This is a genomic window from Brevundimonas sp. AVps23W, assembly GCF_058681395.1.
Map to the genome: position 1 here is coordinate 1,082,287 of NZ_CM178738.1, position 26,145 is coordinate 1,108,431.

Consider the following 26,145-nt stretch of genomic DNA (forward strand, 5'->3'; position numbering starts at 1 on the left):
GCCCACAACTAACTCCTACTCGACCGAAAGGCTGACGGTTTCACGGCCTGTTTGCACGATAGGCCGACCGAAGGCCAATCGACTAAAGTCGTACACGCCATCCGTCCATCCAGGTTCGAAACTTGGATGCACGCGCCCCCGTGCATTCCGCTTAATCCCTTGCTAAGCGCATCGGATGATCGCTCGCCTTCGCCCCGTCCCGTTTGACCTCGGTCCCGTCCATTTCGTCGGCATCGGCGGCATAGGCATGAGCGGCATCGCCGAGATCATGCTGAAGATCGGCTATTCGGTTCAGGGCTCGGACGCCAAGGCCAGCGCCAATACCGAACGGCTGGAGAAGCTGGGCGCGCGGATCTTCATCGGTCACGATTCCGCTCACGTCAGCGAAGGCGTGTCGGCCGTGGTCTATTCGACGGCGGTCAAGGGCGACAATCCCGAGATGAAGGCCGCGCGCGAGCGTCGCATCCCCCTGGTGCGCCGGGCCGAGATGCTGGCCGAACTGATGCGTCTGCAATTCTCCATCGCGGTCGGCGGCACCCACGGCAAGACCACCACGACCTCGATGGTCGCGGCCCTGCTGGATGCGGCCGGCCTGGATCCGACGGTGGTCAACGGCGGCATCATCAACGCATACGGCACCAACGCCAAGGTCGGCGACGGCGACTGGATCGTGGTCGAGGCGGACGAGAGCGACGGCAGCTTCCTGCGGCTCAAGTCCACCGTCGCCATCGTGACCAATATCGACCCGGAACACCTGGACCACTACGGCGACTTCGACGCGGTGCGGAAGGCGTTTGTCGATTTCGTCGAGAACATCCCCTTCTATGGTTTCGCCGCCGTCTGCCTGGACCATCCCGAGGTGCAGAAGCTGGTCGCCTCGATCGATAACCGGCGGCTGGTCACCTATGGGACCAATCCCCAGGCCATGGTGCGGGCTGACAATGTGGAGATGGGGCCGGACGGTTGCCGGTTCGATGTCCTGATCCAGAACGGCGAGACACATACGATCAAGGGCGTGCACCTGCCGATGGCCGGCTGGCACAATGTCTCCAACGCCCTGGCCGCCATCGCCGTGGCGCGCGAGCTGGACGTGTCGGACGAGGCGATCCGCGAGGGCCTGGCCGGGTTCGGCGGGGTCAAGCGCCGTTTCACCACCACGGGCGTCGTGAACGGCGTGCGCATCGTCGATGACTATGGCCACCATCCGGTCGAGATCGTCGCTGTGTTGAAGGCCGCGCGCCAGGTGACCGAAGGCCGGGTCATCGCCGTGGTCCAGCCGCACCGCTACACCCGGCTGCGCGACCTGATGGACGATTTCTCGACCGCCTTTTCCGACGCTGACAGCGTGATCGTCGCCGACGTCTATCCGGCCGGCGAACAGCCGATCGAGGGGGTGGATAAGCACGCCCTGACCGACGGCATCCGCCGCTATGGCCACCGCCATGTCCAGGCGCTGGAGAACGCCGCCGTCCTGCCGCGCCTGATCAAGGAAGAGGCCAAACCGGGCGATGTGGTCGTGCTGCTGGGCGCCGGCGACATCACCAGCTGGGCCTATGGCCTGCCGGCGCAGTTGGAGGCGCTGGGGTGAACCATACCCTCTCCCGACGGGAGAGGGCTTGAGCGCACGGCGGCGAAGCCGTCGTTCTGGCGCGAAAGGGTGAGGGGTAAGGTGGTGCGGGCTGGCCCACCAGCGGTCCCTCATCCGGCCCTGCGGGCCACCTTCTCCCCACGGGAGAAGGAAAGTGAGAGATGAGGATCTGATGACCTGGCGTGACAAACTCCCTACCGTGCGCGGCAAGCTGCTGCGGGACGAGCCCCTGGCGCCCTTCACCTGGTTTCGGGTGGGCGGAAACGCTGATGTTCTGTTCATGCCGGAAGACGAGGACGATCTTTCTCATTTTCTAGCCAACACTGACTCCGGAATGCCGATCACGACGCTTGGCGTCGGTTCGAACGTCATCATTAGGGATGGCGGCGTCGAGGGCGTGGTGATCCGGCTCGGCCGGGGATTCAACAAGGTTCAGATACTCGATCCAATCAGCATTTCCGTTGGGTCGGCTGTGCCGGATGCGATCTTGGCCCGAAAGGCTGCGGACGCAGGCGTAGCGGGGCTCGAGTTCTACGCGGGTGTTCCCGGTACTATCGGCGGCGCAGTGATCATGAATGCCGGCTGCTACGGTTCCGAGACAGCGGATGTGATCGCGACCGCAACGGTCATGGACCGCAAGGGTAAGACGTCCCTGATCGGGGGGGGGGATTTCGCCTACAGCTATCGCCATAGCGCTCTTCAGGATTCGGGGGTGATCGTGTTGTCCGCTCTCTACGAAACGGAGCAGGGCGATCCTGCGGCGATCAAAGCCCGCATCACCGAGATCACCAGCCGCCGCGAAACCACCCAGCCTATCCGCGAAAAGACCGGCGGTTCGACCTTCAAGAACCCGCCCGGCCATTCGTCGTGGAAACTGGTCGACGAGGCCGGCTGGCGCGGAAAACTGCACGCCGAAACCGGGGGAGGCGCCATGTTCAGCGACCTCCACTCTAACTTCATGATCAACCCCGGCGAGGCCACCGCCGCCGACATCGAAGGCCTGGGCGAGGCGGTGCGCGCCGATGTCCTGTTGAAGACCGGCGTTCAGCTGGACTGGGAGATCAAGCGGATCGGCCGGCGCGCCTGATTTACTTCTTGCTGGGGCGTTGCGTTAGAACAGAGCCAGCAAGGGATTTGATCTCGCGGGGGGGTGACGCTTTTGGGGTTTTGAAGCGCCTTGGAAGCAATGGTGCCGACTTTCGAGCCGGATTTTTCATTCGAAGCCATGATTCTAGTCCTAGCGCGGGAAGGAAATCGACCCGTGTTATGTGAGCGTGGCGCCGCTCGAACGAACTAGCAACATTTTATTTGCCGCTGGACGCGTTATCGTTTCCAGCTGGTTAACCGGATTAAAGTGATAGAGGCCGGCCAGTAGCCGGAGCGTTTCATGCGCGCTTTCAAAGACCTTCATGTCGCCGTCCTGATGGGCGGTCTTTCCGCCGAGCGGGAGGTGTCCCTGACCTCCGGCGAGCAGTGCGCCCAGGCGCTGGAACGCCAGGGCGTGCGCGTCAGCCGGGTGGACGCCGGGCGCGACCTGGCCAATGTGCTGTCGGGTCTGATCAAGCCGGACGTGGTGTTGAACTGCCTGCACGGGGCCTGGGGCGAGGACGGCTGCGTCCAGGGCGTGCTGGAGACCCTGCGGATTCCCTATACCCATTCCGGCGTCCTGGCCTCGGCCCTGGCCATGGACAAGGATAAGTCAAAAGCTGTGCTGAAGGCCGCAGGCGTCAAGGTGCCCGGCGGCGGTCTGTACGACCGGCACGAGGTGGCGTCGCGCCACGTGATCGCGCCCCCCTATGTGGTCAAGCCGAACGCCGAAGGCTCGTCGGTCGGCGTCTATCTGGTCCGCGAGGGCGCCAATCGGCCGGTCGCTGAGGTGGGCGATCCCGCCTGGGCCTATGGCGAGCAGGTGATGGTGGAGCCCTATATCGCCGGCAAGGAACTGGCTGTCGCCGTGATCGGCGAAAAGTCGGGGCCGCGCGCCCTGACCGTGACCGACATCACCCCGACCAAGGGCTTCTATGATTACGAGGCCAAGTACGCGCCGGGCGGTTCGGTCCACGTCCTGCCCGCCGTCCTGCCGCCTGCGGTTTTCGAGGCGGCCCTGCGTCAGGCGGAGGCGGCCCACGTCGCCATGGGTTGCCGAGGCGTGTCCAGAAGCGACTTCCGTTATGATGATGTTAAGGACGATCTGGTTCTGTTGGAGGTCAACACTCAGCCGGGCATGACGCCGACCTCGCTCGCTCCCGAGCAGGCCGCCCATACCGGAATGAGCTACGAAGAACTGGTTCGGTGGATGGTGGAGGACGCCTCATGCCCGCGGTAGTTCGCGGCGGTCGGCGACAGAGTACGGGTTCCCAGCGCGGTGCGGCGTCCAAGAAGGGCGGGCGGCCGCGCGGCGGTGCGCCCAAGCCCGTGTCCGCCATCCCCGGCAAGATGGCCGCCATCGGCCGTATCGATGTTTCCCCCCGCACCGTCATGATCGCCCTGGGCGCCAGCGCATTGCTGGTCGTCGGGGTTCTGGCGACCGGCGCGCGCGCCGAGCGGATCGGCCAGTCGGTCTCCCACGGAATCGACGGGATGACGGCCAGCATGGGCCTGTCCCTGAAGCGGGTTCATATCACCGGCGCCTCGGCTGAGGCCGAGCCGGCCATCCAGCAGGCGCTGGGTCTGTATTCCGGCCAACCGATCACCAGTCTGGACCTGGACGCCATCCGCGACCGGGTGCAGGGCGTCGGCTGGGTCAAGGAGGCGCGGGTGGTGCGCCTGTTGCCCGACACCCTGATCGTTGAAATCAAGGAACATGATCGCCTCGCCGTCTGGCAGGAGGGCGGTCAGATCAAGGTCATCGACTCGCGCGGCCAGGTCATCAAGGGCGCCGACGCTCGCCGTTATCCGACCCTGCCTCTCGTCGTGGGCAAGGGCGCGGATCTGGCCGCCGGCGAGGTTCTGCCCCTGCTGGCGCAACGTCCGCGCCTGATGAGCCGGATCGACGCCCTGGTGCGGGTGGACGAGCGCCGCTGGGACCTGCGCCTGAAGGACGGCAGCCTGATCCAGCTGCCCGCCGTTGAACAGGAGGCGGCCCTGATCCGTCTCGACGCGCTGGATCAGCGCGAACGCCTGCTCGACCTCGGCTTCGCCCGGGTCGATCTCAGAACGCCGGACGAGGTCGCCGTGCGACCCGCCGCCGACGCTTAAAGGACCAGTACGATATGGCGGGAAAGCAGCGCGGATCGGCGAACGACCAGGGCCGGGGCATGGACCCCCGCGCCGGCCGCGCCCCCGTGATCGCTGCCCTGGATATCGGCCAGTCTAAGGTCTCGTGCTTCATCATGAAGCCTGACGGCGTGCGCCACGCCGACCGCACCATTCGCGTCGCCGGGGCCAGCCATGTCCAGTCCAAGGGCGTGAAGGGCGGGGCCATCATCAATATGGATGAGGCGGCCCAGGCCATCGGCCACGCGGTCGAACGGGCCGAGCGCGCGGCCCAGAGCCCGGTCTCCGGCGTCGTCGTCACCACCGCCATCGGCCAGATGGCCAGCCACCGGGTTCAGGCCCGGGTGTCCCTGGGCGCCAATCCGGTCGGGGACGCCGACCTGGCGCGCGCCATCGGCATGGCCCTGGCCCAGATCCGCCTGCCCAACCGTCGCCCGATCCACGTCCTGCCCATCGCCTGGTCGGTCGACGGCGCGCGCGGCGTCCATGATCCGCGTTCGATGCGCGGCGGCTCGCTGGGGCTCGACCTGCTGGTCGTCTCCATGGCCGAGAACGTCTTCACCACCCTGAGCCACTGCCTCGAGCTGGCGCACCTGGACCTGCAAGGCGTGGCCGCCGCGCCCGTCGTCTCGTCCCTGGCTGCGCTGGAAGAGGACGAGATGGACCTGGGCGCCGTCTGCATCGACATGGGCGGCGGCTCGACCAGCGCCGCCGTCTGGGGCGGCCGGTCCCTGTTGCACATCGAAAGCCTGAACGTCGGCGGCGACCATGTCACCTCCGACATCGCGCGCGGCCTGTCGACGTCCAAGGCCGGCGCCGAACGGCTGAAGACCCTGCACGGCTCGGCCATGGCCAGCGCCAATGAAGACCGCGAAATGCTGGAGGCCCCGCCGCGCGGCGAGGACGCCTCGGCCGGCCCGGTCATCGTCCCCCGCGCCATGCTGAAGACCGTCATCGCCCCGCGCGTCGAAGAGACGCTGGAGCTGCTGCGCGACCGGCTGAAGAACGCCGGCGTGGGGCTTGAGCCCGGCGCGGGCCTGGTCCTCACCGGCGGCGCCAGCCAGCTGAACGGCGTGCGTGAACTGGCGGTGCGGGTGTTCGACCGCCCGGTCCGCCTGGGAAAACCCCAACGCGCCCCCCATCTGGCCGATGCCGCGTCGGGTCCGGCGTTCTGCGCAACCGCGGGGGTGTTGTTGCGGGCGGCCTATGGGCCCCGCGAGGCGGTGTCGGCGCGCAAGCTGATGGCGCGGCAGATCACGGCGGCGGATGCGCCGCGGATCCATCGTGGCAATGTGGTGGGGCGTGTGGCCGGGTGGTTGCGGGATAACCTGTAGGTCGCCTTTACAGGCCCATTGCGACGTCGAAGTCTAACGCCAGCTCGAGTGGAGCGACCCCGCGCCTTGCGTTAGTGGCAAGTGCGTGCCGAAGGAACCGTGTCAAAATCGCTCCGTATCGCGGCAAGTTCGTGGTCGGATTGCGACGATATATTATTCTTTCGTTGGCGCCGAAGTCAAAAAAATATTGTCAGATAAGATCCAAAAAATGGATTAATCTGCCGAAATCGACCGTTCATGACCGGGGTTAGGCATCGTATTTCGTGTATCACGGTTTGCGTAGTTGTGACCGACAAGATACACACCGGCCTGAACTTGGTCCAAATGTGTCCGAGATGGTGGCTGTCTGCCATCTTCTTGTTAAAAAGCCTTCATGTTCGCATCGGCATTCGCCGGAGCGTTTTTGCTGGGGGCTTTCCATCACTATGATTTCCAACCGCAAGATTCTGTTCGGGACGACGATTCTCGCCGGCGTGCTGGCCGTATCCGCGCCGTCGTTCGCTCAATCCGAACCGGCACAGGGTGCTCAGTCCGACCAAGCGGCTGACGCCGTTGACGAAATCGTCGTAACCGGGTCGCGCATCCGACGGGATCCGATCAACTCTCCCAGCCCCATTATCATCGTGGGCCGCGACCAACTTTTGGAAACCGGCCTGCCTACCGTTATCGACTATCTGGCCACTATTCCGGCTCTGTCGAACTCGCTGGTGCCGTCCGATACGACCGGCTCGTTGAACTTGGGCGGCCTGTCTGCGGCCAACCTCCGCTCGCTCGGTACGAGCCGTGTGCTGACTCTGATTGATGGGCGCCGCCAAGTCGGTTCCCAGGTCGGTCAATTGATTGTGGACGTCGACACTATTCCGCGTCTGCTGATTGAAAACATCGAGATCATCACCGGCGGCGCATCCTCGGTTTACGGTGCTGATGCCGTATCGGGCGTGTTGAACTATACGCTGCGTAAGGATTTTGAAGGTCTGGAAATCGACGCCAACATTGGTCAGATCGCTGGTGATGACTCGGATGCGCCCCTGACGCGCCGGATTTCGATCCTTGGCGGCAAGAACCTGCTTGACGACCGTCTGAATGTGTATGGTTTCGGTGAGTACGAGCGGATCAATGAAATCGTTGGTTCGGATATCGCCTGGCTGAACGATGGTCGCCAGGTTCTCGGGGTCGATGCAGATCCGACTTCGACGACCTTTGGCCTGCCTTCGGACGGTATCGTTGACCAGGCGCTGTTCTATGACGCGCGCTATGTCGGGCGCCCGCGCTGGGGCGTCACTGTGGTGGCCAACAGCCAACAGCCCAGCAACCTGACCAATCCAAACGTGCCGCTGGCGAACTGCACCAGCTTCACATCTGCGAACTGCTACTCCATCGATCCCGCCAAGACTTACTGGTATGACGGCGGCACGGCTCGCCTGATCAACCTGGGCACGCGGATCGGCAACACCGGCATCAACCGCCCGTACAATCTCGGCGGAGACGGCGACAACGCCAATACGAGCTTCTCGGGCTTCAGCCGCACGCCAGAATCTGAGTCGGCTCGCTTTCAGTTAGGTGCCAACTTTAAAGTCACCGACAACATAACGGCTTACGTCGAAGCCAAATATGTTGATGAGCAAACGTATCTGGTCACTCAGCCTAGTTTCTTCGACGTCTACATCTCGAATACCTATTCAGCCACGGCCGTTCAGCCGATCCTGGGTTCGTCGTCGTTCTCTACGCGCATCGACGATAACGCCTTCCTGCCGGCCATTGTTCGCGCGGCCTTGCAGAACAACCAGGTCGCGACCTACGGCACTCCGACTGCGACCAACCCCGGCGCGGTGACAGGCAACGTGACGCGCAACTACGCGCGCCATGCCGCGTTTGGCGTTGACCGCTCGCAAGAGAACGAGCGCCAGTTGCAGCGGTATGTTGCAGCGCTCCACGGCTCTTATGACAATGTCGGCTTTATCAAGTCGATGGACTGGGACCTGTCGTACACCTACGGCAAGATGGAGAACTACAACCAAGAAAACGGCATGGACATCCTGCGCACTTCGCTCGCGCTGGACGCCGTTGTCGACACGCTCGGGCAGGTAAACGGCCAAAATGGTCAGATCGTGTGCCGGGCTCAGCTGTTGGCCGCTCAAGGCCTCGCTGTCGCTAACTATAATCCGAACGATCCGCGCGCGACTCTTGCCGCCACAGACCCTGAGGTGAGGGATTGCAAGCCGTTGAACGTGTTCGGCAACGGCAATCAGTCTGCTGAAGCTCTCGATTACGTCAGCGCCTCGATCTTCCTTGATGAGAAGAACGAGGAACATAACTTCATCGCATCGACCTCAGGTCTGCTCTGGGACGTGCTTGGTGCGGGACCGCTGGGCTATGCAGTCGGCTATGAGTACCGCAAGGAGAGTGCAGAGGGTCTGGGGCGTTCGGCGTCAACCAATGGTCGCTACCTGCAGTTGAACACCGGCGGCGACTTCCTGCCGTCGGAATACGACTCGAATGAAGGCTTCTCTGAAATTTCGATCCCGTTGTTGAAGAATAGCCGTCTCGGCGAGTTCGCTGAACTTAGTGGTTCGTACCGCTACTTCGACTACTCGAACGTCGGCACCGGCGACGTCTATGGCGTGAACCTCGTTTATCGTCCTATTCAGGACATCACGTTCAAGACGAGCTACAATACTTCGTTCCGCGCTCCTGCGCTGTCCGAAACCAACTCGCCGTTGAACCAGACGTTTGCCAACGGCTTCGTCGATCCCTGCGATACGCGCCAAATCACTTCTGCGGCTCGCACCGCAGAGGAGCGAACCAATCGGTTGGCCAACTGCGCGACCTTGGCGGCAGCACGGGGCCTGACCTATGACTTCGCGGGCAGCACGCCTTCCACGACCGATGACTATCTGCCGACCTATTCGTCGGGCATCGCGGGCGTGAACGGCGGTAATCCCGAGCTGATGCCGGAAACCTCGACTTCGTTCACCTTCTCTACGGTCATTCAGCCGCGGTTCATCCCGAACTTCTCGGCTGTGCTCGACTACTATGAGATCGAGATCGATGACGTCATCCAGTCGGTTTCGGCTCAAGTGCTGGCCAATCAGTGTGTGGATGGTCCAACGCTGAACACCTTCGCGTGCGGCAACATTTACCGCGCCAACCCCAATACGGGCGACGTGTTCGACGTCTTCAAGGTGGGGGCGCCTTCCGGCGATCCGATCGGGGGCTTCATCGCCGCGCCCCAGAACTACGCTAAGCGTGAAGTTCGCGGGCTGGACTTCAAGCTCCGCTATGGCATCGACACGGCGGAAACCTTCGGTCGCGATTTCGGCCGGGTCTCGGTCGATGTGAGCGGCTCTTACCTGATCACTCAGAAGAACTTCACTGACATCACGAACCCCGCCTATTACGTCGAATCCGCAAGCTATCTTTACTATCCGCGGGTTCGCTTCTCCACGCGCCTGACGTGGCAGCCGACCGATGCTCTTGCTATGACGTGGACCACGGACTGGCAGTCGGCTCAGAACATCACGAAGCTGCGGGACTTTGTTTCCGGCGGAAATACGGACAGCCGTCCTCTGGATACGCTCGATACCGGAAACTTTGCGCGCAACGACTTCGCCGTCCGTTATAAGGTCCGCGACGATCTGCTCCTGCGGGCTGGTGTGACGAATGTGTTCGACAAGTCGCAGGCTCCGTGGCTCGGATCGACGCTGTACAGCAACTTCGATCCTTACGGCCGTCGCTTCTACTTCGGTTTGTCCTACACTGCTTTCTAAGCGAACATCTATCTGAACGGGGTGAGGGGCGGCTCTTAGGGGGCGCCCCTTATCAATTTCGCCTATAATCTGCGGCCAAGCTCGCAGTTTGTGCTGTCCCGACGCCCGACTCACATTATCGCCGTAACCTTCTCTTAACCCTCGTGGGCGCAATCATTAACGCGCTCATAACCAAAGCGATTCGGCGGGGGGTTCGCTTTGGTGTGAAGGGTCCAGGGCTCGGAAGGTCGGAAAAATTATGTCGCTCTCGTTGGTCAAGCCGCAACACACTGAACTGAAGCCCCGCATCGTCGTGTTCGGCGTCGGCGGCGCAGGCGGCAACGCCGTGAACAATATGATCGACGCCGGCCTCGAAGGGGTCGAGTTCGTCGTGGCCAACACGGACGCGCAGCACCTCAGCTTCGCCAAAACGGATCGTCGCATTCAACTGGGCGAGACCATCACCCAGGGCCTGGGCGCCGGCGCCCACCCCGAAGTCGGCATGAACGCCGCCGAGGAATCCGCCGACGAGATCCATCAGCACCTGGAAGGTGCGCACATGGTGTTCATCACCTGTGGCATGGGTGGCGGCACCGGCACCGGCGCGGCGCCCGTCATCGCCAAATGCGCGCGTGATCGCGGCATCCTGACCGTCGGCGTCGTGACCAAGCCCTTTACCTTCGAAGGCCGTCACCGCATGCGCCTGGCCGACGCGGGCGTCGCCGAGCTGCAGCGTTACGTCGACACCCTGATCGTCATTCCGAACCAGAATCTGTTCCGCGTCGCCAACGAACGCACCACCTTCGCCGACGCCTTCGGCATGGCCGATCAGGTGCTGCACTCGGGCGTGCGTTCGATCACCGACCTGATGATCCTGCCGGGCCTTATCAACCTGGACTTCGCCGACGTGCGCGCCGTCATGTCCGAAATGGGCAAGGCGATGATGGGCACCGGCGAGGCCTCGGGCGACGATCGCGCTCTGCTGGCCGCTCAGAACGCTATCGCCAACCCGCTGCTGGACGAGACGTCGCTGAAGGGCGCCAAGGCCGTTCTGGTGAACATCACCGGCGGTCTGGACATGACTCTGCTGGAAGTCGACGAGGCCGCCAACGCCATCTCGGCCGAGGTGGACGGCGACGCCAACATCATCTTCGGCGCGGCCTTCGACCCGGCGCTGGACGGCAAGATCCGTGTCTCAGTGGTCGCCACCGGCATGGACGAGGGCATGGTGCAACGCGCCGAGCCGTCGGCTCCGGCTGCACCCCAATCCGCGCCCCTGGCCGATCATGGCGCCCGCCGTTCGGCCGGCGGCCTGTACGGAACCCAGGCGTCGCGTCCTGCGGCTGAGCCCGCCCGCGAATCCTATCGCGAGCCGGCCCGCGCCGAACGCGCGCCCGAGCCCCGTTTTGACGCCCGCCCCGAACCGCGCATCGAGCCGGCGCCCGTCGTCCCCACCTTTCAGGCCCCTCCCGCGCCGGAACCCCGGCCCGAGCCGGTGATCCGCGTCGCGGAGCCGGCTCCGCGCGCCCTGGATCCGATCGTCGATCCCTGGGTGGAGGAATATGAGACGACCCGTGCGCCGTCGGCCCAGACCGCCCGCGCGCCTGAGCCGCAGGGCGACCTGTATGAGGCCCGGTCGCCCGAACCGGCCGTCGATGACTATGACGACCGCGATCACCGCCGCAGCGGCTGGAGCCTGTTCGGACGGGGAAAGCGCGCTCAGCCCCAGCCCGAGCCGACCTACAGCCCCCGTCCGACGTCTCAGATGCGGTCTTCGGACCAGCCGCAGACGGCGTCGCAACCGATGACCAGCGAGGCGGATGACGATCTGGAGATCCCTTCTTTTCTCCGCCGGCTCGCAAACTGACCGACTGAAATTCTGAAGATCGCGCCCCGAAGCTCAGGCTCCGGGGCGTTTTCTTTGGCGAATGGCCGGGGCGCGGGAATCCCGGAACGAAACAATCCGAAACCCGACTTTCATTTCGAGCTTGAGCGCCCCGCGCTAGATCGGCTGTGAGGCGCAATCCGCACAACGAGGCGGAGCGCACAGGTTGAAGCGAGTTTGAGTTTGCCGGTCAGGAACGACCATCACGAACGCACCATCGTCGCGCCGGCGATCATCGCTGGCGTAGGGGTGCATACCGGCCGCCGGGTGCGGCTGGCTGTTCGTCCCGCAGCAGCGGGCACGGGCATCGTCTTCGTGCGCACCGACATCACGGATCGCGACAACCGTATCCCCGTGTCGGGCGAGGCCGTCGTGGACGCCCGCCTGAACACCATGATCGAGAACGCCGCCGGCGTGCGTTTGTCGACCATCGAACATCTGATGGCCGCCTTCTGCGCCCTGGGTGTTTCCAATGCCGTGGTCGAGGTGGACGGGCCGGAACTGCCGATTCTGGATGGGTCGGCGCTGGAGTTCGTGCAACTGCTGGACCGGGCGGGCTTCCGTCCCCAGGCGCAGCCGCAGCGCTATATCGAGATCCTGGAGACTGTTCACGTCACCGACGGCGACAAGCACGCGGCCTTGCTGCCGTGCGACCGTTACGAGATGCGGTTCGAGATCGACTTCCCCTCGGCCGTGATCGGCAACCAGGTGATCGACTTCGTCGTCGACGAGCCGACCTTCCGCAAGGAGATCATGGCCTGCCGCACCTTCGGTTTCGCCCATGAGGTCGAGGCCCTTCGTCAGGCCGGTCTGGCGCGCGGCGGTTCGCTGGAGAACGCCGTGGTCATCGACGGCGACGAGATCCTGAACCCCGGCGGTCTGCGCATGGAACGTGAGTTCGTGCGGCACAAGGCGCTGGACGCCATTGGCGACCTGTACGTGCTGGGCGCGCCCCTGCTGGGTCGATACGAAGGCTATAAGGCCGGTCACGCTGTGAATAACAAGCTGGTCCGCGCGCTTCTGGCTGCGCCCCACGCCTGGCGGGAAGTGACCCGCGTGCCGGAGCTGGCTCAGGCGGGCTGAGTCTCATCCTCGTCAGCTGCTAACGCAGGCGAACGGGCTGTCGAGTATCTTAACGTCGTCATCCTCGCCCTTGTGGCGAGGATCCATACTCCCGGTGCCAGGGGAGTGCGCACCGTCTTCAAACGAGACTATGGATCCTAGGCACAAGGCCTAGGATGACGGGTGATGAGGGTGTGCGCTCTGCGTTAAACCCCGATCACGCTGATCAACCGCCCGAAATCCGGTTCGCCCTGCTGAAACGCCCGGCGGTTCGAATAGAAGCGATCCGCGTCGGCGCAGGTGTCGTGGCCGGTCCAGACGGCCTGGCCGACGCCGGCCTGCTGTAGCCGCCACAGGACGAAGCCCGGCAGGTCGAACTGGCGTTTGTCGTCGGTGTCGCCGGGGCGGAAGAAGCGCACGCTGCCGGGGTCGTGGTGGGCGAAACGATCCTGGAAGTCGACGCCGACCTCATAGCTGGCCTGGGCGATACAGGGGCCGACCACTGCCAGGACGCGGCGCGGATCCGCGCCCAGGGCCTCCATGGCGACGACGGCGGAATGGACCACGCCGCCCAGGGCACCCTTCCAGCCGGCATGGACGGCGGCGACGATGCGGGTTTCAGGATCGGCCATCAGCACGGGCGCGCAGTCGGCGGTCAGGACCGAACACAACAGGCCGGGCTCCGCCGAGACGACGGCGTCGCCTTCGGGCCGGTCCCCATGCCAGGGGGCTTCGGCGACGCGGGCGACGGCGGAATGGATCTGGTAGCAGCCGTTCAGATGATCGGCGTCGGCGCCGAAATGACCGGCGACGCGGCGGCGGTTCTCGGCCACGGCGGCAGGAGCGTCGTTCGAGCCGACGCCGGCGTTCAGGCCTTCGTAGATGCCGGTCGAGACGCCGCCCGCGCGGGTGAAGAAGCCGTGGTCGATCCCGGCGGCGCTCAGCAGAGGATGGGTGATGGGGGCGAGGTCGCTCACAGCTCCCACCCCGGCACGATCAGCGAGCGGGGCGAGAAGATCGCGGCGGCCTTGAACAGGCTTCCCATCTGGTCCTCTGCGGTCAGGCGGTTCAGTTGGCGGTCGATGACGGGCGCGGCGTCGGGCCGTCCCGACTTCAACCGCTCGGCGCGGGCTTCGATCCCCAGACGACGCAGGAACTCGCCCTGGCCCAGACAGCCGGTGACGTCGGCGCCGGCGCGGACGGCGGCCTCCAGCACGCGGGGGAAGTCGGCCCACTGGGTCAGGTCGGCCTCGCCGGGGCTTTCCAGCGGATCGACCTTCTGGTGGCGGCGCAGGGCCTGGAGGGTGTCGCCGGCCTCGGGCCGGGCGCGGCCGTAGTCGATCAGAAGGGCTGCGCCTGAGGCCGCCTTCATCAGCAGGGCCAGGTCGCGGCCGAAGATGGCCTGCTGTTCGGAAATCTCGAAAATCCCGCCGGGGGCGATGTCGAAGGCGGGCTTTTCAAAACCGCCCGAGATGGCGGTCAGGCCGAAGATCAGGTCGTTGTCGTCGGTGACGCCGATGCGGCGCTCGGCCCAGCCGCCGTCCGTGCGGACGAACTGGCGCGCGGGCAGGCAGTCCAGCACCTCGTTGGCGATCAGGATGACGGGGGCGTCGGTTTCGATCCGTGTCAGGTCGCGCACCCAACGGGGCGACAGGTCGGCGCCGGCCAGGGCCTTGGCCTGGAGATCGCGCAAAGGACCACTGGGCTCGATCAGGATCAGATCGCAGGCCTCGAGGAAGCCCGGAACCAGGCGGGCGGCCCTCAGGGCGTCGCTCATCAGGGTTCCGTCGCCGGGGCCGACCTCGACCAGGCGGAAACGCTCGGGCGCGCCGAGGCGGTTCCAGGTCTCGACCGCCCACAGGCCGATCAGTTCGCCGAACATCTGGCTGATCAGGGGGGCGGTGATGAAGTCGCCGCCTTCACCCAGGGCGGGACGCGACGCGTAATACCCTCCCTTGGGATCGTGCAGGCAGCGGGTGACATAGTCTGCGACCGTCATCGGCCCCGTCAGGACGATCTCGCGCGCTAGCCGGGTCTTCAGGGTTTCTGCCGAACTCATGCCGAGACGGGCGGCCGCTTCCAGGCGCGCCAGATCAGCCAGGCGCCGACGAGGATCATCGGGATGGACAGCATCATCCCCATGGTCAGGCCCAGGGGGAAGTCGGGCATGCCGTAGTCGGGCTCGCGCACATTCTCCAGCGCGGCGCGGCAGACGCCATAGCCGACCAGGAACAGACCGGTGATGTAGCCGGGCTTCTTCAGCAGATCGAACTTCCAGATGCCCAGCGACAGGATGGACAGGAGGACGATCCCCTCCAGGCCGGCCTCATAGAGCTGGCTGGGGTGGCGGGGCGCGTCGCCGGCGGGGCAGAAGCCGTACATCTGCTGGATACGGGCGTTGCAGAAGCGCACGGCCCAGGGGACGGTCGTCTCACGACCCCACAGCTCGCCATTGATGAAGTTGGCCAGGCGGCCGAACATTAGGCCGATGGGCACGACGGGCGCGACGACGTCGCCGAGGCGCAGCATGTCGATCTTTTGGCTGCGGGAATAAAGAACGATGGCCAGGCAGACGCCCAGGAAGCCGCCGTGGAAGCTCATGCCGCCGGTCCAGAGCTGGAACAGCTCGAACCGCTCGCCCAGGGTCTGGCCGGTGAACAGCTGGGCGTACATGATCGGTTTGTAGAAGAGGGCGTAGCCCAGACGTCCGCCCAGGATGATGCCCAGCACGATCCACAGCACCAGGTCGTCGAGCTGGGTCGTGTTGATCGGCGGCTTGCCCGGCGTCCACAGGCGTTCGGTCTTGATCAGGCGGGCGGCGTACCACCAGCCCAGGACGATGCCCGCGACATAGGCCAGGGCGTACCAGCGGATCGGAAGCGGTCCAAGATGGATCAGGACCGGATCGAATTCGGGAAAGGGCAAGGGGCGTTCCTGTGCTGGCCTGTCTCAAAGGGCGGTTTAGCAAGCGCCGCCGCCGCCGTCGCCTGTGAAGACGCATCACGACGCCTTGATGGCGCCTCCGAAGCAGCAGAAAGAAAGGTTTCGTTCACCATGATTGGTGATCCTGTCTTAACGACGTTTGAGTCGGAGCCTTCGATGCAGACCCGCAATCCCCTTCTGGATGAATTCGCCAAGCTGACGACCGGCGCCATGGGCCTGGCCCAGGCCGCCGGTGAAGAGGCGAAAACCGCCTGGCGCGCTCAGGCCGACCGGATCGCCGCCGAGATGGACTTGGTCCGCCGCGACGAGTTCGACGTGCTGAGAGATGAAATCGCCGCCTTGCGAGCTGAAATCGCCGAACTGAAGGCGACGAAGAAGCCTGCCGGCAAGCCTAAAGCGGGAACGTCCACAGATGGAACTCAACTCGGGGACGCAGCCGGTTGAGCCGAATCCGCGAACAGGCTTACCACTCTGTTAACGGCCGCGATTCTCGCGGCCGCACCGCGAATCGAGAGACTTGATGGACATCGCCCGGCCCGAGGAAACGGACGTGCCCTTCGACCCGCTGGAGGTCGTCGAGCATGTTCTCACGGCCGAGAACCTGCCTTTTGACCGCACCGACGACGGCGACCTGGCCTTTGCGCTGGCGGGGGACTGGAAGGATTACGAACTCTGGTTCGCCTGGCGTCCGGAGGGGGATTGTCTGCAACTGTGCTGCGCCCTGGACCTGAAGGTGGCCAAGAGCCGCAAGACGGCCGCCTATGAACTGGTCGGCCTGATCAACCAACGCACCTGGATGGGCCATTTCGAGGTCTGGGCCGATGACGGCGAGATCGTCTTCCGTCATTCGCTGGCCCTGCCGATGGGCGAGCGTCCGACCCTGGCCCAGGCGGCTTCAATGATCGACGCGGCCATCGAGGCGGCGGATCGCTATTATCCCGCGTTCGACTTCATGGTGCGCGGCAACAAGAAGCCGCAGGAGGCGATTGACGCCTGCCTGTTCGAGACGGTCGGCAACGCCTGATGTCGGTGGAAGGGCCCATCGTCCTGGTCGGCTGCGGCCGTCTGGGCTCGGCCATTCTGGAAGGCTGGCTGCTGACGCAGACCGTGGCGGCCGCCGACCTGATTATTCTCACGCCTTCCGAGAAGCCTGCGTCCGATGCTGCGCGGGTTCAAGGCGCGCGGATCAATCCGCCGCTGGAGGCCCTGGTCGAGGCGAGCGTCATCGTGCTGGCGGTCAAGCCGGCCATGTGGCGCGAGGTGATGACGCCGCTGCTGCCCTTCCTCGGCGACCAGACCGTGATCCTGTCTGTCATGGCCGGCGTCACGGCGCCGACCCTGGCGGAGGGGATCGGCGGCTGGCCTATCGTGCGGGTGATGCCGACCACCGGCGTGTCGCGCGGGCGCGGCGTAGCTTCGGTCTGGTCGGCGGACGACCGGGCAAGGACGCTGGGGCGTGCCTTGTTCGAGCCGATGGCCGAGACGGTCGTGTTGACGGACGAGACCCTGATGGACGCGGCGACGGCTGTGGCCGGGTCGGGCGCCGCCTATTTCTACGCCTTCACCGAGGCCTTGGCCCGCGCCGGCGAGGCGGCCGGGCTGGACGCGACGACGGCCGACATCCTGGCCCGCGCCACCCTGCGGTCGGCCGCGGACTCCATGGGCGAGGACGCGCTTGAGACCCTGATCGGCCGGATCGCCTCGCCCGGCGGCTCGACGCGAGCCGGGCTGGACGCAATGGCGAAAGACGGCCGTTTGGGCGTCATGCTGGATGAAACGGTCGCGGCGGCGGTGAAGCGAAACCGCGAGATGGGCTGAGGACTATTTCCTTCTCCCTTGGGGAGAAGGTGGCCCGCAGGGCCGGATGAGGGACCGCCGGTGGGCCAATTCGCACCACCGCAACCCTCACCCTTTTGCGCAAGACCGATCGCTACGCTCTCGGGCGCTCAAGCCCTCTCCCGCGGGGAGAGGGAGCCTAGTAACGGCCTTGTTCGATCCGGTCGCCGAAGCGTTCGAACGCCCGATCCGCGTCGCGCCAGATGCTGTAGCCCCAGACATCGTTGATGTTCGGCGAGAAGTAAGAGAACTCCACCGGCCGGGACTGACCGTCGGCGGTGACGATTTCGCCCTTGATCGCGGCGCCGCCGATGGAGATGCTACGGATCGGGTCGAGGCCTGGGGTCTGGCGGATCTGTTCGAAGGTCGGCCGGTTCGGCTTCAGATCGAGCAGGACCAGATTGGCCGTGGCGCCGGGGTAGCGTTCCGCCAGGGCCTTGGCGACCTCGGCCTGAAGGCCGGCGATCTGTTCGTTGACCTCGCGGTCGCCCAGCTTTTCCATCTCACGCTGAAGTTGGGGGCCGACCGTGACGTTGACGGTGGGATTTTGCGCCTGAGCCATGGCGGCGACGGCGAGGGTCGCGGCCAGGGGGGCGAAGAAGGCGAGTTTACGCATCGTATTTGTCTCCATGCCCTGTCGGAACTGAAGATGCCCCTTATGGCGACGTTTCGCTAGAGGGGGCGACGATCGAGACCTGGCCGGGCACCCGGATGATCGCCTTCAGTCCGCCCATGTCGCTGCGATCCAGGGTGACGTCGCCGCCATGGCCGCGCGCCACATCGCGGGCGATGGCCAGGCCCAGGCCGACTCCTTTGCGGTTCTGATTGCGGGACTCGTCCAGCCGCGAGAAGGGGCGGAAGGCCTCGTCATACATATCTTCGGGAAGGCCTGGACCGTCGTCCTCGACCGTGATCTCCAGCCCGCCCGAGGTCAGGGACCGGGCCGACAGGCGCACCCGCTCGCCGTGGGCGGCGGCATTGCCGGCCAGGTTCACCAGGGCGCGCTTGAAGGCGAGCGGACGCAGCGAGGCGGTCAGGCCGTCGGCGACCTCCAGCTCGACCTCGGCCCCGGCGCGTTTCGCGTCCTCGCCGGCGGCCTTCAGCAGGTCGGGAATCGACACCGGTTGGGGTGGTTCTCCGGCCTCGCCGCGGGCGAAGTCCAGATATTCGTCGATCATATGCTCCATCTCGTCCAGGTCGCCGCGCATGGCGGCTTGGCGCTTGAACGGCGGCGCCAGCGCCAGTTCCAGCCGAAGCCGGGTCAGGGGCGTGCGCAGGTCATGACTGACCGAGGCGAGCAGGACCGTGCGCTGGTCGATATGGCGCTGGATGCGATCGCGCATGGCCAGGAAGGCCACGGCGGCGGCCCGGACCTCGCGCGCGCCGTGCGGCTTGAACCGGGGCACGGTCTCGCCCCGACCGAAGGCCTCGGCCGCGTCTGCCAGACGTTCGATGGCGCGGACCTGGTTGCGGATGAACAGTATCGCCACCCCCATCAGCAGGACGGTGGCGACGGTCAGCCACAGCACGAAAATGTGGGCCTGGGTCGCCACGGCGCGTTCGCGGGGGGCGATGATGCGCAGCACGCCCTGCGGCTCCTGCACCTGGATGTCGACATAGGCGGGGTAGCGAGTGGTGTCGAACCAGTAGGGGCGGTCCAGCCGCGCCGCCAACGCCCGGTCCAGTACCCGATCAACCACGCCGATGGGGCCGCGCCTCTGTTCGGTGGGCAGGCTGCGGCCCTCCTGCAACGCAATGGACAGGGACATGGAGCGTTCGGCGCGGTCGGCCAGCCGGTCCAGGTTTCGCGGACTGGGATCATCTTCGTAGCTTTCGACGGCCCAGGCGATGTCGCCGGCCAGGCCCTCGGACAGGCGCGCGGTCACCGTCTGCCAGTGGGCGTCGAAGAAGATCCAGGTCACCACCACCTGCATGACCAGCACCGGCAGGACGATGATCAGCAGCGACCGGCCCCAGAGCGAGGTCGGCAGGCGCCGCTTCAGAAAGCGCGGCCACAGTTGGGCGGGCAGCAGCCGCATGGTGTTCGTCGCCGGCTCAGTCGGGCGCGAGCATATAGCCGACGCCGCGCACGGTCTGGAGGTAGCGCGGGTTCTTGGGGTCGGCTTCCAGCTTGCGGCGCAGGCGGGTGACCTGAACATCGACGGCGCGGCCGGTGATGTCGGCCGTATCGGGCGACAGGCTCATCCGTTCGACGGGGGCGTGGGCGTGCAGGGCCAGGGTCTTCAGCAGTTGCGCCTCGGCCTCGGTCAAGCGCTGGGGCGCGCCGTCGCGGATCAGCTCCAGCCGCTCCATGTCGAACACGGCGGTTCCCAGCTTGATCTCGCGCGGGCCGATGGGCTTGCCGCCGGTGCGGCGCAGGATGGCTTCGATCCGCAGCACCAGTTCGCGCGGTTCGAACGGCTTGGACATATAGTCGTCGGCGCCGCGCGACAGGCCTTCGATCCGATCTTCGGGATCGCCGCGCGCGGTCAGCAGCAGGACCGGCGTCTTCGAGGTTTCGGCCTTGGCGCGAACCCAGGAGGTCAGGTCCAGGCCGCTCTCGCCCGGCATCATGACGTCCAGCACCACCAGATCGAACTCGATCAGCTCCATCATCCGCTTGGCTGCCGCCGCGTGGGCGGCGCCGGTGACGCGATAGCCTTCGCGCGACAGGTATTCCTTCAGCAGCTCGCGGATGCGGTCGTCGTCATCGACGATCAGCAGGTGGCGCCCGACGCCGGGGCCGGCGATGGGGCCTGAACGGCCTTGCGAACGATATTCGGTGATGCTCATGCGACGTTCCCCGCGATCAGGGCGTTGACCTGAACGATTCGGGCGGCTCTAACACCGGCAATTCTGCGGGAGACGTGTTTCAATGGCCTTGGTTCCTTTCGACGATCGTGATGGTTGGATCTGGATGGACGGCGAATTCGTGCCCTGGCGGGAAACGAAAACGCACATTCTGACCCATGCCCTCCACTACGGCTCGTCGGTCTTCGAGGGTGAGCGTATGTACGGCGGCGAAATCTTCAAGCTGACGCCGCATTCGGAGCGCCTGAAGCGGTCCGCGAACCTGCTCGATTTCGAGATACCTTACAGCGTCGCCGAAATCGACGCCATCTGTAACGAAACCTGCGCCAAGAACGGTCTGACCGACTGTTATGTGCGCCCGGTCGCCTATCTGGGCCCGGAACAGACCAGCGTTTCGGCCCTGAACAACAAGGTTCACCTGGCGGTCGCCGTGTGGGACTGGCCGAGCTATTTCGACCCTGAGGTCAAGGCGCGCGGCCTGAAGCTGGAATGGTCCAAGTGGCGTCGCCCCGATCCGGCGACGGCGCCGACGACGGCCAAGGCGGCCGGCCTGTACATGATCTGCACCATGTCCAAGAACACGGCTGAGCGGAACGGCTTCGCCGACGCCCTGATGCTGGACTGGCGCGGCTATGTGGCCGAGGCCACCGGCGCCAACGTCTTCTTCGTCAAGGACGGTGTGCTGCACACGCCCAAGGTCGAACACATCCTGGACGGCATCACCCGTCAGACGGTGATCGAGATCGCCAAGTCCAAGGGGATCGAGGTCGTGGTGCGCGACATCCTGCCGGAAGAACTGTCGGACTTCTCGGAATGCTTCCTGACCGGCACCGCCGTCGAGGTGACGCCGGTGGCCGAGGTGGGCGACTATCGCTTCACCCCCGGCGCCCTGTCGCTGGACCTGATGGACACCTACGGCAAGCTGGTGCGTCGCCAGCTGTAAGCCTGTTCGACCTGTCTAAGGTGGAGAAGGGCGGGGCTTCGGCGCCGCCCTTTTTCGTGCGCCCCTTGTCAGCCGCGTCACTTTGTCCTTGAAGCGGATGAAACCGGCGCGGGCCGGGCAGGGATCGCCGTTTCATGTTCAGTCTTCTGAACCTCCAGAGCCTGTGCGGCCTGGTCGTCATCATCGCTCTGTGCTGGGCCATCTCCGAGAACCGGCGGGACTTCCCGTGGAAACTCGCCATAGGCGCGGTTGCGGTTCAGGCCGCCTTGGTGCTGGCCCTGTTCGCCATTCCGGGGTCGCGCACCGTTCTGGCGGCGGTGACGGGCGCTATCGACGGCCTGGCGGTCGCGACGGCCCAGGGCACGCGGTTCGTCTTCGGCTATCTGGCCGGGGGGGATCAGCCTTATGCGGTTCAGAACGAGGGCGCCTTGTTCACCTTCGCCTTCAACGTCCTGCCGCTGATCATGGTCATCTCGGCCCTGTCGGCCCTGTTGTGGCACTGGAAGATCCTGAAGTGGCTGATCCGCGGCTTCGGCGTGCTGTTCCAGCGCACCATGGGCCTGGGCGGCGCCTCGGCCCTGGCGGTGGCGGCCAATATATTCCTGGGCACGATCGAGAGCCCCATCGTCATCAAGGCCTATCTCGACAAGCTGAGCCGGTCCGAGATCTTCCTGATGATGACTGTGGGCCTGGCGACGGTCGCTGGCTCGACCATGGTCGCCTACGCCAGCATCCTGTCCCAGACCCTGCCCAACGCCGCCGGCCACGTCCTGGTCGCCTCAATCGTCTCGGCCCCTGCCGGGGTGTTGCTGGCGCGGATCATCGTGCCCGAGCCGGACAAGGAAGCCATCCAGTCGATCAGCTATGACTCGGCGCTGAAGTACGACAGCAGCATCGACGCCATTTCCAAGGGCACGTCGGACGGCCTGATGGTGGTGCTGAACATCTCTGCGGTGTTGATCGTCTTCGTGGCCCTGGTGGCCCTGGTCAACATCATGCTGGGCGGCTTCATCGTCTTCGGCGAGCCGCTGACGGTCGAGCGGATCCTGGGCGTCCTGTTCACACCCTTGGCCTGGCTGATCGGCGTCGATGCGCGCGAGGCCGCGCTGGGCGGCTGGCTGCTGGGGGTCAAACTGACCCTGACCGAGTTTGTGGCCTTCATCGACCTGGGCAAGCTGCCCGCGGAGGCGATGAGCGAGCGGACGCGGATGCTGATGACCTACGCCCTGTGCGGTTTCGCCAATATCGGTTCGGTGGGGATCACCGTGACCGGGCTGTCGGTGCTGATGCCTGAACGGCGTCACGAGGTTCTGGGCCTGATCTGGAAGGCTTTGTTCGCTGGCTTCATGGCCACCCTGATGAGCGCCGCCATCGTCGGCGCCTTGCCAGCGGCGGTGTTCGGGCAGTAGCGTTTCCCAAAACAACGGAGACGTCGCCATGAAGCTCTACACCTCGCACCGCGCGCCCAATCCGCGCCGGGTTCGTTGGGCCATGGCGGAAAAGGGCGTCGAGGATGTCGAACTGATCGAGATCGACATCCTGACCGGCGATCACAAGAAGGCCGAGTACCGCGACAAGGTCGGCGTGCCGCACCTGCCGGCGCTGGAGTTGGACGACGGCACGACGATTTCGGAGTCGGTGGCCATCTGCCGCTATCTGGAGGCCCTGTATCCGGAGCCGAACCTGTTCGGCCGCGACGCGCGCGAACAGGCGGTGGTCGAGATGTGGACGCGTCGCTGCGAATTCTATCTGTCCAATCCGATCATGCTGAATGTACGCCATTCGCACCCGGCTCTCGCGGCGCTGGAGGCGGTGCAGATCCCGCAGGTGGCCGATTACAACCGACTGTCGGCCGAGCGGTTCATGAAGACCCTGGATCGACACCTGGCCCAGCACGAGTTCATCGCCCTGGACCGGTTCACCATCGCCGACATCGTCGCCGCCGTCGGCCTGGATTTCGCACGGATGGTCCGCTATCGGCCGCCCGCCGAGTTCGAGAACCTGCATCGCTGGTTCGACGCCTGTCGGGCGCGTCCGGCGGCCAAGGCGGGGGTCTGAGCGGCCTTGCGATCGCTGACGCCGTCGGATCGTTGGTTGGCCCTGCTTCTGGCGGGCTTGGCCGGCTATGTGGACAGCCTCGGCTTTTTGCACCTTGGCGGCGCCTTCGTCTCCTTCATGAGCGGCAACTCCACGCGGTTGGCCGCCAACCTCGCCGAGGGGCATTGGCCGGCGGCCGCACATCTGGCGGCCATATTGGCTTTGTTCGTGCTGGGCTCGTTTCTCGGCGCCCTGGTCGCGGGCGGAGAGGGGGCGCAGTCGCGCAGCCGGGTCTTGATGTTCGAAGGCCTGCTGCTGGCCCTGGCCGCTGCTCTTGCGGGCGCGGGGCTGACCCCTGCCGCCGTCGGCCTGATGGTCATGGCTATGGGCGCCGAGAACTCGGTCTTCCTGAGAAACGGAGAGGTCGGGGTCAGCCTGACCTATATGACCGGAACCCTGGTCAAGCTGGGGCAGGCCCTGGCAGGCGCGGTAAAGGGCGCAGACCGACACGCCTACAAAGCCTATCTGGCCCTATGGGCAGGCCTGAGTTTCGGGGCGGTGCTGGGCGCCCTTACCTTCGGCTATCTGGGACTGGCGGCCCTCTGGCCCGCCGCCGGATTCGCCCTGCTTATGGCCCTGATCGTGCGGCTCAACCGCGCGGCGTGAACTTGCGGATCACGCCCGAGAAGGTCATCAGCAGCCGTTCCCCCGTATTGATCTGGCCGCGCACGAAGATCAGGCTCTTGCCCGCCTTGGTGACCTGGCCGGTCGCCTCGATCAGTTCGCCGACATAGGCGCCGTCGATGAAGGTGGAATCCAGCTGCACCGTGACGCCCGAGGCGCCTTCCATCTCCTGATAGGCGATCTGGAACATGGCGATGTCGGCGAAAGTCATCAGGCAGCCGCCATGCATCCGTCCGCCGGCGTTCATGTGTTTCTGCTCGGCGCGGAAGGCGCAGCGCATATGGCCGTCTGGGTCCAGCCGGCCATAGAAGGGCCCGACCACCACGTCGAAAGTGTCGTGGAGGTCATAGGTCTGCCAGCCGGCGAATTCGCCCTCGGTGACGGTGATTTTCTTCGGCATGACGACTCGGCCTTACTTCTGGTCTCGCATATAGGCGAAATGAGCGATCCCATCGAAACCGCAATCCTGAACAAAATAGCCGCGCTTGAGCCCGGCAAGAGCATCGAGCCGGCAGAAGTGGCCAAGGCGCTACAGCCCGAGCAGTGGCAGCGTATGCTGCCCAAGGTCCGGGCTACGGCCCTGGGCCTGATGCGTCAGGGCAAGCTGACCATCACCAAAAAGGGCAAGCCGGTCGATCCGGACGACTTCCGCGGCGTGACCCGCCTGCGTCAGGCGACCAAAGAAGAGACGGCCCTGGCTCTCAGCCGCCGTCCGCCGGTCGTCGAGGATGACATCGAGGATTAAGCGCTCCGCTCATCCCCGCGAAAGCGGGGACCCAGTTCTTTCGTGAGGCTGTGCGTGGGACGAATGACGTTGAACTGGCGCAGTCGCCTTTCGCCCAAAGCACGGGGTCCCCGCTTTTGCGGGGATGGGCGGTTCAGGGGATTGCCACTCATCGTCGCGCTGGCCCTGTCGGCCTGCGCCACGCCCCATGTCCAGCCGCCCATGACGCCGCCGCCGGGTTTCGCCGGCGCTCACGTCGAGGATCGCGCCCTGGTCATGTCCGACGGGGCGCGGTTGCCGTATCTGCGCTGGGGACCGGCCGATCGGGCGCCGTGGGCGGTGATCGTGGCTCTGCACGGCATGAACGATCACGACGCCAGCTTCCGGTTGGCGGGGCCGTGGTGGGCCGAGCAGGGGATCGAGACCTGGTCCTATGACCAGCGCGGCTTCGGCGCTGCGCCGGGGCGGGGCGTCTGGGCCGGACAGCGGCGGATGACGGACGATCTGCGTGAGATCACGGCCCTGGCTCGCGCCCGCTATCCAGATGCAGTCATCGCCGTGGTGGGCGAAAGCATGGGGGGATCGGTGGCGGCCGTCGCCTTCGGTTCCGACCATCCGCCCGACGCGGACCGGTTGGTGCTGTTGGCGCCGGGGGTGTGGGGCTGGTCGACCCAGGGACCGCTGAACAGCGCAGCCCTGAACATCGCCGCGCGCGCCCTCGGTGATGTTGCGCTGGAGCCGCCCGAGTTCATCACCCGTGACATTCACGCCTCCAGCAATACGCTGGAACTGATCCGCAACGGGCGTGATCCGATGAGTATTCTCTCCACCCGCTTCGACACCCTCTATGGTCTGGTTGATCTGATGGAGGCCTCGTCGCTTAGCCTGGGGCGTATCCGCGGTGACGCCATCCTGATGTACGGGGCGCACGACGAGATCGTCAAAAAGGGTCCTATGCGGGTCGCGCTCGAACGCGCCGAGGCGGAAGGCGGCGACTTGCGCACGGCCTGGTATCCTGACGGCTGGCATCTGCTGAACCGCGACCTTGACGCCGAGATCGTCTATCGCGACGTCGTGTCCTGGTTGAGAAACCCTTCGGCTCCCCTTCCGTCGGGTGCGCCTGCGGTCCTTCCGGAACTCCAAAAGGCGAACGACGTCAGGCCATGAGGCCTGCGAGAACCGCCCATACGCCGACTGAGACCACTGCAGCAGCAATATAGCCTAAGGCGGTGCGCAAACGCGTCGAAGAGCGATTGGGGCCGTGGGACCAGACCGTCATGAGCTTCCTCCATGCCCTTCTGACGAGGGCGTATACGGAGCATACGCCCGAGTCGGC

General features: G+C 65.3%; 24 protein-coding genes. 17 read left to right on the top strand and 7 right to left on the bottom strand.

The features are described from left to right. Window positions 1-175: 175 nt before the first annotated feature. The 8 genes from murC to lpxC all read left to right on the top strand — a co-directional run bounded on the left by murC (window position 176) and on the right by lpxC (window position 12,852). Window positions 176-1,588 carry a UDP-N-acetylmuramate--L-alanine ligase gene (murC, locus tag ACW177_RS05330; protein ID WP_492027589.1) on the top strand — a complete coding sequence of 471 codons (1,413 nt, stop codon included), beginning with the start codon at window positions 176-178 and terminating at the stop codon, window positions 1,586-1,588. A 172-nt stretch (window positions 1,589-1,760) separates the two neighbouring features. Next, a complete protein-coding gene (gene murB / locus ACW177_RS05335) occupies window positions 1,761-2,675 on the top strand; it encodes a UDP-N-acetylmuramate dehydrogenase (RefSeq protein ID WP_492027590.1) in 915 nt (304 codons plus the stop codon). Window positions 2,676-2,975: 300 nt separating this feature from the next. Continuing rightward, window positions 2,976-3,914, top strand: a complete 939-nt coding sequence (locus ACW177_RS05340; RefSeq protein WP_492027591.1) for a D-alanine--D-alanine ligase — start codon at window positions 2,976-2,978, stop codon at window positions 3,912-3,914. Continuing rightward, a complete protein-coding gene (locus ACW177_RS05345; protein WP_492027592.1) occupies window positions 3,902-4,786 on the top strand; it encodes a cell division protein FtsQ/DivIB in 885 nt (294 codons plus the stop codon). The genes ACW177_RS05340 and ACW177_RS05345 overlap by 13 nt, the downstream gene beginning before the upstream one ends. Window positions 4,787-4,845: 59 nt before the next feature. Beyond that, on the top strand, window positions 4,846-6,138 hold the full coding sequence (gene ftsA / locus ACW177_RS05350; protein WP_008263640.1) for a cell division protein FtsA: 1,293 nt from the start codon (window positions 4,846-4,848) through the stop codon (window positions 6,136-6,138). Window positions 6,139-6,473: 335 nt separating this feature from the next. Next, a complete protein-coding gene (locus tag ACW177_RS05355; RefSeq protein ID WP_492028081.1) occupies window positions 6,474-9,905 on the top strand; it encodes a TonB-dependent receptor domain-containing protein in 3,432 nt (1,143 codons plus the stop codon). Window positions 9,906-10,143: 238 nt separating this feature from the next. Beyond that, window positions 10,144-11,751, top strand: a complete 1,608-nt coding sequence (gene ftsZ / locus ACW177_RS05360; RefSeq protein ID WP_492027593.1) for a cell division protein FtsZ — start codon at window positions 10,144-10,146, stop codon at window positions 11,749-11,751. A 201-nt stretch (window positions 11,752-11,952) separates the two neighbouring features. Then, a complete protein-coding gene (gene lpxC, locus ACW177_RS05365; protein WP_492027594.1) occupies window positions 11,953-12,852 on the top strand; it encodes a UDP-3-O-acyl-N-acetylglucosamine deacetylase in 900 nt (299 codons plus the stop codon). Window positions 12,853-13,037: 185 nt separating this feature from the next. Here lpxC and pgeF read toward each other — a convergent pair whose 3' ends face one another. Genes pgeF through lgt form a run of 3 tightly spaced genes read right to left on the bottom strand, consistent with a single transcriptional unit; the run spans window position 13,038 to window position 15,756 of the window. Then, window positions 13,038-13,808 carry a peptidoglycan editing factor PgeF gene (pgeF, locus tag ACW177_RS05370; RefSeq protein ID WP_492027595.1) on the bottom strand — a complete coding sequence of 257 codons (771 nt, stop codon included), beginning with the start codon at window positions 13,806-13,808 and terminating at the stop codon, window positions 13,038-13,040. Next, the gene (locus tag ACW177_RS05375) at window positions 13,805-14,890 is read right to left on the bottom strand and encodes a class I SAM-dependent methyltransferase (protein ID WP_492027596.1); all 1,086 of its coding nucleotides are present in this window, start codon (window positions 14,888-14,890) and stop codon (window positions 13,805-13,807) included. The genes pgeF and ACW177_RS05375 overlap by 4 nt, the downstream gene beginning before the upstream one ends. Then, window positions 14,887-15,756, bottom strand: a complete 870-nt coding sequence (gene lgt, locus ACW177_RS05380) for a prolipoprotein diacylglyceryl transferase (protein WP_492027597.1) — start codon at window positions 15,754-15,756, stop codon at window positions 14,887-14,889. Before lgt ends, ACW177_RS05375 begins: the two co-directional genes overlap by 4 nt. A gap of 174 nt (window positions 15,757-15,930) precedes the next feature. On the opposite strand from lgt, the gene ACW177_RS05385 reads away from it, so the two are divergent. The 3 genes from ACW177_RS05385 to ACW177_RS05395 all read left to right on the top strand — a co-directional run bounded on the left by ACW177_RS05385 (window position 15,931) and on the right by ACW177_RS05395 (window position 17,592). Continuing rightward, window positions 15,931-16,218, top strand: coding sequence for an accessory factor UbiK family protein (locus tag ACW177_RS05385; RefSeq protein WP_492028082.1), 288 nt, complete (start codon window positions 15,931-15,933; stop codon window positions 16,216-16,218). A gap of 76 nt (window positions 16,219-16,294) precedes the next feature. Further along, window positions 16,295-16,798 (top strand): type III secretion system chaperone family protein, encoded by a 504-nt coding sequence (locus ACW177_RS05390; RefSeq protein ID WP_492027598.1) that lies wholly within the window; start codon window positions 16,295-16,297, stop codon window positions 16,796-16,798. Continuing rightward, complete coding sequence (locus ACW177_RS05395) at window positions 16,798-17,592, top strand: pyrroline-5-carboxylate reductase family protein (RefSeq protein WP_492027599.1); 795 nt, start codon at window positions 16,798-16,800, stop codon at window positions 17,590-17,592. Before ACW177_RS05390 ends, ACW177_RS05395 begins: the two co-directional genes overlap by 1 nt. Before the next feature lie 157 nt (window positions 17,593-17,749). On the opposite strand, the gene ACW177_RS05400 is transcribed toward ACW177_RS05395, so the two are convergent. The 3 genes from ACW177_RS05400 to ACW177_RS05410 are packed head-to-tail and all read right to left on the bottom strand — an operon-like array spanning window position 17,750 to window position 20,403. Beyond that, the gene (locus ACW177_RS05400) at window positions 17,750-18,226 is read right to left on the bottom strand and encodes a hypothetical protein (RefSeq protein ID WP_492027600.1); all 477 of its coding nucleotides are present in this window, start codon (window positions 18,224-18,226) and stop codon (window positions 17,750-17,752) included. A gap of 40 nt (window positions 18,227-18,266) precedes the next feature. Beyond that, window positions 18,267-19,649, bottom strand: a complete 1,383-nt coding sequence (locus ACW177_RS05405; RefSeq protein WP_492027601.1) for a sensor histidine kinase — start codon at window positions 19,647-19,649, stop codon at window positions 18,267-18,269. Window positions 19,650-19,665: 16 nt separating this feature from the next. After that, the gene (locus ACW177_RS05410; RefSeq protein WP_267514271.1) at window positions 19,666-20,403 is read right to left on the bottom strand and encodes a response regulator; all 738 of its coding nucleotides are present in this window, start codon (window positions 20,401-20,403) and stop codon (window positions 19,666-19,668) included. A gap of 82 nt (window positions 20,404-20,485) precedes the next feature. On the opposite strand from ACW177_RS05410, the gene ACW177_RS05415 reads away from it, so the two are divergent. The 4 genes from ACW177_RS05415 to ACW177_RS05430 all read left to right on the top strand — a co-directional run bounded on the left by ACW177_RS05415 (window position 20,486) and on the right by ACW177_RS05430 (window position 24,067). Further along, complete coding sequence (locus ACW177_RS05415; RefSeq protein WP_492027602.1) at window positions 20,486-21,364, top strand: branched-chain amino acid aminotransferase; 879 nt, start codon at window positions 20,486-20,488, stop codon at window positions 21,362-21,364. Window positions 21,365-21,498: 134 nt separating this feature from the next. After that, the gene (locus ACW177_RS05420; RefSeq protein ID WP_492027603.1) at window positions 21,499-22,773 is read left to right on the top strand and encodes a NupC/NupG family nucleoside CNT transporter; all 1,275 of its coding nucleotides are present in this window, start codon (window positions 21,499-21,501) and stop codon (window positions 22,771-22,773) included. Window positions 22,774-22,801: 28 nt separating this feature from the next. Then, on the top strand, window positions 22,802-23,422 hold the full coding sequence (locus tag ACW177_RS05425) for a glutathione S-transferase family protein (RefSeq protein WP_492027604.1): 621 nt from the start codon (window positions 22,802-22,804) through the stop codon (window positions 23,420-23,422). Between the two features lie 36 nt (window positions 23,423-23,458). Further along, window positions 23,459-24,067 carry a YoaK family protein gene (locus tag ACW177_RS05430; RefSeq protein ID WP_492027605.1) on the top strand — a complete coding sequence of 203 codons (609 nt, stop codon included), beginning with the start codon at window positions 23,459-23,461 and terminating at the stop codon, window positions 24,065-24,067. Here ACW177_RS05430 and ACW177_RS05435 read toward each other — a convergent pair. After that, window positions 24,051-24,485 (bottom strand): PaaI family thioesterase, encoded by a 435-nt coding sequence (locus ACW177_RS05435; RefSeq protein WP_183198120.1) that lies wholly within the window; start codon window positions 24,483-24,485, stop codon window positions 24,051-24,053. The two genes, ACW177_RS05430 and ACW177_RS05435, sit on opposite strands and share 17 nt — an antisense overlap. A gap of 39 nt (window positions 24,486-24,524) precedes the next feature. Here ACW177_RS05435 and ACW177_RS05440 point away from each other — a divergent pair, with 39 nt between their 5' ends. Both ACW177_RS05440 and ACW177_RS05445 read left to right on the top strand, forming a co-directional pair. After that, the gene (locus ACW177_RS05440; protein WP_492027606.1) at window positions 24,525-24,830 is read left to right on the top strand and encodes a DUF3253 domain-containing protein; all 306 of its coding nucleotides are present in this window, start codon (window positions 24,525-24,527) and stop codon (window positions 24,828-24,830) included. A 141-nt stretch (window positions 24,831-24,971) separates the two neighbouring features. Continuing rightward, entirely contained in the window at window positions 24,972-25,976 is a 1,005-nt protein-coding gene (locus ACW177_RS05445; protein ID WP_492027607.1) for an alpha/beta fold hydrolase, read from the top strand. Window positions 25,977-26,145: the final 169 nt, after the last annotated feature.

What these genes read in the sequence shown, in the direction of transcription:
- ACW177_RS05385 (WP_492028082.1), top strand. Translation starts at nt 15,931, where the DNA reads ATGCAGACCCGCAATCCCCTTCTGGATGAATTCGCCAAGCTGACGACC.
- ACW177_RS05395 (WP_492027599.1), top strand. Translation starts at nt 16,798, where the DNA reads ATGTCGGTGGAAGGGCCCATCGTCCTGGTCGGCTGCGGCCGTCTGGGC.
- ACW177_RS05340 (WP_492027591.1), top strand. Translation starts at nt 2,976, where the DNA reads ATGCGCGCTTTCAAAGACCTTCATGTCGCCGTCCTGATGGGCGGTCTT.
- ACW177_RS05420 (WP_492027603.1), top strand. Translation starts at nt 21,499, where the DNA reads ATGTTCAGTCTTCTGAACCTCCAGAGCCTGTGCGGCCTGGTCGTCATC.
- ACW177_RS05410 (WP_267514271.1), bottom strand. Translation starts at nt 20,403, where the DNA reads ATGAGCATCACCGAATATCGTTCGCAAGGCCGTTCAGGCCCCATCGCC.
- ACW177_RS05375 (WP_492027596.1), bottom strand. Translation starts at nt 14,890, where the DNA reads ATGAGTTCGGCAGAAACCCTGAAGACCCGGCTAGCGCGCGAGATCGTC.
- ACW177_RS05415 (WP_492027602.1), top strand. Translation starts at nt 20,486, where the DNA reads ATGGCCTTGGTTCCTTTCGACGATCGTGATGGTTGGATCTGGATGGAC.
- ACW177_RS05435 (WP_183198120.1), bottom strand. Translation starts at nt 24,485, where the DNA reads ATGCCGAAGAAAATCACCGTCACCGAGGGCGAATTCGCCGGCTGGCAG.
- ACW177_RS05345 (WP_492027592.1), top strand. Translation starts at nt 3,902, where the DNA reads ATGCCCGCGGTAGTTCGCGGCGGTCGGCGACAGAGTACGGGTTCCCAG.
- ACW177_RS05400 (WP_492027600.1), bottom strand. Translation starts at nt 18,226, where the DNA reads ATGCGTAAACTCGCCTTCTTCGCCCCCCTGGCCGCGACCCTCGCCGTC.
- ACW177_RS05440 (WP_492027606.1), top strand. Translation starts at nt 24,525, where the DNA reads ATGAGCGATCCCATCGAAACCGCAATCCTGAACAAAATAGCCGCGCTT.
- ACW177_RS05425 (WP_492027604.1), top strand. Translation starts at nt 22,802, where the DNA reads ATGAAGCTCTACACCTCGCACCGCGCGCCCAATCCGCGCCGGGTTCGT.
- ftsA (WP_008263640.1), top strand. Translation starts at nt 4,846, where the DNA reads ATGGACCCCCGCGCCGGCCGCGCCCCCGTGATCGCTGCCCTGGATATC.
- murC (WP_492027589.1), top strand. Translation starts at nt 176, where the DNA reads ATGATCGCTCGCCTTCGCCCCGTCCCGTTTGACCTCGGTCCCGTCCAT.
- ACW177_RS05405 (WP_492027601.1), bottom strand. Translation starts at nt 19,649, where the DNA reads ATGCGGCTGCTGCCCGCCCAACTGTGGCCGCGCTTTCTGAAGCGGCGC.
- ACW177_RS05390 (WP_492027598.1), top strand. Translation starts at nt 16,295, where the DNA reads ATGGACATCGCCCGGCCCGAGGAAACGGACGTGCCCTTCGACCCGCTG.
- ftsZ (WP_492027593.1), top strand. Translation starts at nt 10,144, where the DNA reads ATGTCGCTCTCGTTGGTCAAGCCGCAACACACTGAACTGAAGCCCCGC.
- murB (WP_492027590.1), top strand. Translation starts at nt 1,761, where the DNA reads ATGACCTGGCGTGACAAACTCCCTACCGTGCGCGGCAAGCTGCTGCGG.
- ACW177_RS05355 (WP_492028081.1), top strand. Translation starts at nt 6,474, where the DNA reads ATGGTGGCTGTCTGCCATCTTCTTGTTAAAAAGCCTTCATGTTCGCAT.